This window comes from Kitasatospora kazusensis (genome assembly GCF_039529945.1).
Classification (GTDB): Bacteria; Actinomycetota; Actinomycetes; order Streptomycetales; family Streptomycetaceae; genus Kitasatospora; species Kitasatospora kazusensis.
The window spans coordinates 1-1,200 of the sequence record NZ_BAAANT010000131.1; the positions used below are offsets into that span (position 1 = coordinate 1).

Annotated in this window: 2 protein-coding genes; both read left to right on the forward strand. The window is 71.2% G+C overall.

From position 1 onward, the window contains the following. Positions 1-114: 114 nt before the first annotated feature. Complete coding sequence (locus tag ABD330_RS32295; protein WP_344469880.1) at positions 115-519, forward strand: DUF2267 domain-containing protein; 405 nt, start codon at positions 115-117, stop codon at positions 517-519. 58 nt (positions 520-577) lie between these two features. Beyond that, complete coding sequence (locus ABD330_RS32300; protein ID WP_344469881.1) at positions 578-973, forward strand: DUF2267 domain-containing protein; 396 nt, start codon at positions 578-580, stop codon at positions 971-973. Positions 974-1,200 lie beyond the last annotated feature (227 nt).

Below are 1,200 nucleotides of genomic sequence, written 5' to 3' on the forward strand. Positions count from 1 at the left end.
CTCCTGCTAACGATCAGGTTCCCGACCAGCCCGAGTGCCCCAGCTCTGTACCACGCCAGCCTCCGTGACCTGCAGTTTTCAGGATGGAACTGCCTCAATGAAGGGAGACCTGAGGTGACTCTTCGATGGGAAGCATTCCTGGCCGAGATCCAGGAACGCGGCGAATACGACACCCCCCAGGACGCCGACCGGGCCGCCCGCGTCGTCCTGGCCTTGCTCGGCGCCCACCTCGTCGGCGACGTGCGCGCCGAACTGGCCGCCCGGCTCCCCGAGAACCTCACCCTGATCCTGCTCAACCCCCTGCGGGCCACCGAGCCGCTCAGCCCCGAACGGTTCGTACGCGCCACCGCAGCCTGGATCGAGGGCGCCACCGAACCGACCGCCCTGTGGGACATCGGCGCCGTCCTCAGCACCACCGCCGACGCCGCCGGCGACGACCTCACCCGGCGCGTCCTGCTCCAACTTCCCCCCGGCTACGACCTCCTCTTCGGCCGACCCGTCCCCGGCCAACGCCCCTGACCAACCACGCAGCCCCGCCCCTCCGGCGGAGCATCGAGACGCCCGGAAGGCTCCTGCCATGACCTGGCACCACCTCCTCCAGCAGGTCCGCGACCTCGGCCGCTACGCCACCGACCATGAGGCCGAACGCGTCCTGCACGCCGTCCTGGCCGCGCTCGGCGGCCAGCTCATCGGCGAGGAACGCTGCGACCTCGCCGCCGCCCTGCCCGAACCCGCCCGCACCACCTTCGCCTCGCAGATCCCCCTCACCCAGCCCCTGGACGCCCACACCTTCGTCGACACCATCGCCACCACCCTGGGCACCACCACCGAGGCCGCCCGCTGGGACACCGGCGCGGTCCTCGCCGCCCTCACCAGCCTCGCCGGCGAGCCCCTCACGTGCCGGGTGCTGACCCAGCTCCCGCACGGCTACGCCCTCCTCTACGGCCGCGCCGACCTCACCGCCGCCGCCTAGCGACGGCACACCAGGCGACTCTGACGAGATCTCAGCCGCCGATGGCGGGCAACGCGGCCCACACGACGGCAGGATGAGCGCGGGGGGCACGGTGAGCAGTCCGAGCCGGGTGCACTCGCCCAGCTAGCCCCAATACCAGTGACTTAAGGATCTTTGCTGGTAGGCTGCCTGTCCAGGAGGTGCCTGGATGCCACGCCCTGGGCAGGTCAAGCCGTCGACGGACGAGC